The organism is Streptomyces sp. NPDC016845 (assembly GCF_044332585.1).
Classification (GTDB): Bacteria; Actinomycetota; Actinomycetes; order Streptomycetales; family Streptomycetaceae; genus Streptomyces.
The window spans coordinates 1-5,045 of the sequence record NZ_JBIRPI010000062.1 but is presented as its reverse complement, the minus strand read 5'-3'; the positions used below and the strand labels follow the sequence as shown (position 1 = coordinate 5,045).

Genomic DNA, 5,045 nt, shown 5'->3' with positions numbered 1-5,045 from the left:
CGTGGTGTCGGTCCGGAGGATGTGGTGGCTCTGGCGCTGCCGCGGAGTGCGGACCTGGTGGTGGCTGTCCTGGCGGTGCTCAAGGCGGGTGCGGCCTATCTTCCTGTCGATCCGGCGTATCCGGCGGCTCGTGTGGCGCACATGGTCGCCGATGCGCGGCCCGCTCTTGTGCTGACGACGAGTGAGCATCGTCCCTCGGCAGCCATGGTGGAGGAGACGCCCGTACTGCTGCTGGACGTGCTCGATGTGACGGGTCGGTCCGCGGACAACCCTGTTACCGCGCTCGCGCCCGGTCATCCCGCGTACGTCATCTACACCTCCGGCTCCACCGGCCGGCCCAAAGGCGTCGTCATGCCCGCCGGTGCGCTGGTGAACCTGCTGAAGTGGCACCACGAGGCGGTCGGCGGCGAACCCGGCACCAGGACGGCGCAGTTCACGGCCGTCAGCTTCGACGTCTCCGCGCAGGAGATGCTGTCGGCCCTGATGTACGGCAAGACCCTGGTGGTCCCGGACGAGGACGTCCGGCGCGACGCGGCCCGGTTCGTCGAGTGGCTGGACGAGCACGGAGTGCAGGAACTGTTCGCGCCCAACCTCGTGCTGGAGGCCGTCGCCGAGGCCGCCGTCGAGCAGGGGCGCGTGCTGCCCCGGCTGCGGACCGTCGCGCAGGCCGGCGAGGCACTGACATTGAGCCGCGTCGTGCGCGAGTTCAGCGCCTCGGCACCGGAGCGCGTGCTGCACAACCACTACGGCCCCACCGAGACCCACGTGGTCACGGCCCACACCCTGAGCGACGACCCCGACAACTGGCCGCTCACCGCGCCGATCGGCCGACCGATAGCCAACACCTCCGCGTACGTGCTGGGTTCGGGTCTTGAGCTGGCGGCGCCCGGTGTGGTGGGGGAGCTGTACATCGCGGGGGCCGGTGTCGCGCGCGGCTACCTGGGCAGGCCCGGCTTGACGGCCGAACGGTTCGTGGCGGACCCGTACACCCCTGAGCCCGGTGGGCGGATGTACCGCACCGGTGACCTGGTGCGGTGGAACCATGACGGCGAGCTGGAGTTCGTCGGCCGCGCCGACCACCAGGTCAAGATCCGCGGCTTCCGCATCGAACCCGGCGAGATCGAGAACGTCCTCACCGAGCACCCCCACATCAGCCAGGCCGCTGTGGTCACCCGGGAGGACCAGCCCGGCAGGCCCCGGCTGGTGGCCTATGTGGTGACCCGGGAGAGCCTGCGGCCCGAGGAGGCGAAGGAGTTCGTGCGCGAGCGGCTGCCCGAACACATGGTGCCCTCGGCCGTCGCACTCCTGGACAGCCTGCCTCTGACGGCCAACGGCAAGCTGGACCGGGCGGCCCTGCCCGCGCCGGAGTTCGCGTCGGCCGGGTCGGGGCGCGGGGCGCGTACGCCGCAGGAGCAGATCGTGTGCGATCTGTTCGCGCAGGTGCTGGGTCTGGCTCGGGTCGGCGTCGACGACGACTTCTTCGACCTGGGCGGGCATTCGCTGCTGGCCACCCGTCTGATCGCCCGCATCCGGGCCGCCTTCAGCGTCGAGATCGGCCTGCGCACGCTCTTCGAGGCACGGACCGCGGGCGCGGTCGCGGCCCGGCTCGACACCGCCGGACCCGCACGGCTCGCCCTGACCAAGCAGCAACTGCCCGACGCGGTGCCCCTGTCGTTCGCCCAGCGCAGGCTGTGGTTCCTGCACAAGATGGAGGGTCCGAGCGCCACCTACAACATCCCGCTGACTCTGAAGCTGAGCGGTGAGCTGGACCGTGATGCGCTGCGTGCCGCGCTCGGTGACGTGGTGGCCCGGCACGAGAGCCTGCGGACGGTGTTCCCCGAGGCCGACGGCGCCTCTTACCAGCACGTCCTCGACAGCGTGAGCGTCGAACTGCCCGCCACCGACATCACCGAGACGGAGCTGCCAGAGGCCCTGAAGTCAGCGGCCCGGTATGCCTTCGACCTGGCCACCGAGATCCCCCTGCGCGCCGAGCTGTTCCGCCTCAGCCCCGACCGCCACGTCCTCGTTCTGGTCCTGCATCACGTCGCGGGGGACGGTTGGTCGTTGGGTCCGCTCGCTGCTGATCTGACTCGTGCGTATACGGCGCGGGTGGAGGGGCGGGTGCCGCAGTGGCGTGGGCTGCCGGTGCAGTACGCGGACTACACCCTGTGGCAGAACGAACTCCTGGGTGACCAGAATGACCCGGACAGTCTGTTCGCGACGCAGATCGCGTACTGGACGGAGGCGTTGGCGGGTCTGCCGGATCAGCTGACGCTTCCGACGGACCGTCCGCGCCCGGCGGTGATGACCTACCAAGGCGACTACGTCACGGTCGACATCGATCCGGATCTGCATCGGCGTATGGCCGATCTGGCGCGGGCGTCGGGCGCGAGTCTGTTCATGGTGTTGCAGGCGGGGCTTGCGGCCTTGCTCTCCCGGTTGGGGGCGGGTAAGGACGTTCCGGTCGGCAGTCCGGTGGCGGGGCGTACGGATCAGGCGTTGGATGAGCTGATCGGGTTCTTCGTGAACACGCTGGTGCTGCGCACGGACACGTCCGGTGATCCGAGTCTTACGGAGTTGATCACTCGGGTGCGGGAGAGGAGTCTGGCCGCTTACGCGCATCAGGATGTTCCCTTCGAGTATCTGGTCGAGTTGCTCAATCCGGCCCGGACCTTGTCGCACCATCCGCTCTTCCAGGTGATGCTGGCCCTCCAGAACGCGCCCGAGGCGAGTTTCCAGCTTCCCGGTCTGACGATCGATGTCGCTCCGGGACGGACCGGGACGGCGAAGTTCGACCTGTTCTTCAGCCTTGCCGAGCAGCGCGGTGCCCACGGGGAGCCGCAGGGGATCAGCGGGGCGGTCGAGTACTCCAGCGACATCTATGACGCCTCCACGGTGCGGGCCTTGTTCGAGCGGTGGCTCCACTTCCTCGACGTCGCCACCACCCACCCCGACCAGCCCCTCAACCACATCGACATCCTTACCCCCGACGAACACCGGCAACTGCTCGGCACCTGGCTGGAGACCGGGACCGGGACCGGGACCGACACCGAGACCGGGACCGAGGCCGGGTTCGGCGAGAAACCACTGCCCGTCCGCTTCGCCGAGCAGGCCGCCGCCACCCCTGACGCCGTCGCCCTGATCGCCGGGGACACCACCCTCACGTACGCGGAGCTGGACCGCCGCGCCAACCGCCTCGCGCACGTCCTGCTGCGCCGAGGCGCCGGCCCGGACCAGGTGGTCGCGCTGGCTCTGCCGCGTTCGGCGGAGCTGGTGGTCGCCCTGCTGGCCGTGCTCAAGAGCGGCGCCGCGTACCTGCCGTTGGACCCGGACCACCCGGCCGGCCGACTCACCCACGTACTCGAGGACGCACGGCCCGGCCTGCTGCTCACCACGCTGTCGACGGACGCGCGGACGCCGAGCGGTGGACCGGCGCAACGACTGGTGCTGGACTCCCCGGACACGCACGCCCTGCTGGCCGCCTGCCCCGACACCGACCCGGTCGACACCGGCCACGCGGGGCCGCCGGCACCCGAGGCCGCCGCGTACGTGATCTACACATCCGGTTCGACCGGCCGCCCCAAGGGCGTGGTCGTCCCGCACGCGCCGCTGCTCAACTTCCTCGAAGCGATGCGGCGCAAAGTCCCGCTCCGGACGGAGGAACGGCTGCTCGCGGTCACCACGGTGGCGTTCGACATCGCCGCGCTGGAGCTGTACCACCCGCTCCTGTCGGGTGCCACGGTCGTCCTCGCACCCAAGGAGGCAGTCCCTCAGCCGTCCGCCGTGCTCGACCTGATCGCCCGGCACGGCGTCACGGTCGTACAGGGCACCCCCTCACTGTGGCAGCTCCTGGCGGCACACGACCCGGAGGCGCTGCGGGGGCTGCGCATGCTGGCCGGCGGTGAGGCGCTGCCCACCCCGCTCGCCGAGACGCTGCGCACGCTCACCGACGACCTGACCAACCTGTACGGCCCCACCGAGACCACCATCTGGTCGACCGCCGCGGACCTGGCCGACGGCGCGGGCGCACCGCCGATCGGCAGGCCGATCGCCAACACACGGACCTACGTGCTGGGTTCCGGGCTGGATCTGGTGGCGCCCGGTGTGGTGGGGGAGCTGTACATCGCGGGGGCCGGTGTCGCACGCGGCTACCTGAACAAGCCCGGCCTGACTGCCGAGCGGTTCGTGGCGGACCCCTACGCTCCCGAGCCCGGTGCTCGTATGTACCGCACCGGCGACCTGGTGCGGTGGAACCGGGACGGCGAGCTGGAGTTCATCGGGCGCGTCGACCATCAGATCAAGATTCGCGGCTTCCGCATCGAACTCGGCGAGATCGAGGAGGTCCTCACCGACCACACGGACGTCGCACAGGCAGCCGTCGTCGTCCGCGAGGACCAGCCCGGTGACGCCCGGCTCGTCGCCTATGCCGTGGCCGACACGTCGGCGCGTGACCACGACGACGCTGCGGAACAGGACCAGCTCAGCGAGTGGCAGAACCTGTACGACGCCGTGTACGACGCCGCGGAGCAGACGGCCTTCGGCGAGAACTTCGCCAGTTGGAACAGCAGTTACGACGGCAAGCCGATCCCGCTGCCCGAGATGCGGGAATGGCGTGACACGACCGTCGACCGCATCCGTTCCCTACGGCCGCGCCGCATCCTCGAGATCGGTGTCGGCACCGGCCTGCTCCTGGCCCGGCTGGCGCCCGAGTGCGAGGAGTACTGGGGCACCGACTTCTCCCGCACCGTCATCGACGAGCTTCGGCGGCACGTCGACGCCGACCCCGTTCTGGCCACGCGGGTCCGGCTCCGCACCCAGCCTGCCCACGACTTCGCCGACCTTCCGCAGGGCCACTTCGACACGATCGTGCTCAACTCCGTGGCCCAGTACTTCCCGAACGCCGGGTACCTGGAGCAGGTCGTCCACCACGCGCTCCGGGCCCTCGCCCCAGGTGGCGCGCTGTTCCTGGGCGACCTGCGCAATCCACGGTTGCTGCGGACCTTCGCCTCCGGTGTGCAGGCGGCGCGTGCGGAGGACCCGAGCGA

Annotated in this window: 1 protein-coding gene; it reads left to right on the top strand. The window is 70.3% G+C overall.

What is annotated here, in order from left to right; genetic code table 11:
• Positions 1 to 21: 21 nt before the first annotated feature.
• Positions 22 to 5,045 (top strand): amino acid adenylation domain-containing protein (locus ACH4RC_RS42330; protein WP_398210453.1); only part of this gene is annotated, 5,024 nt, incomplete at its 3' end.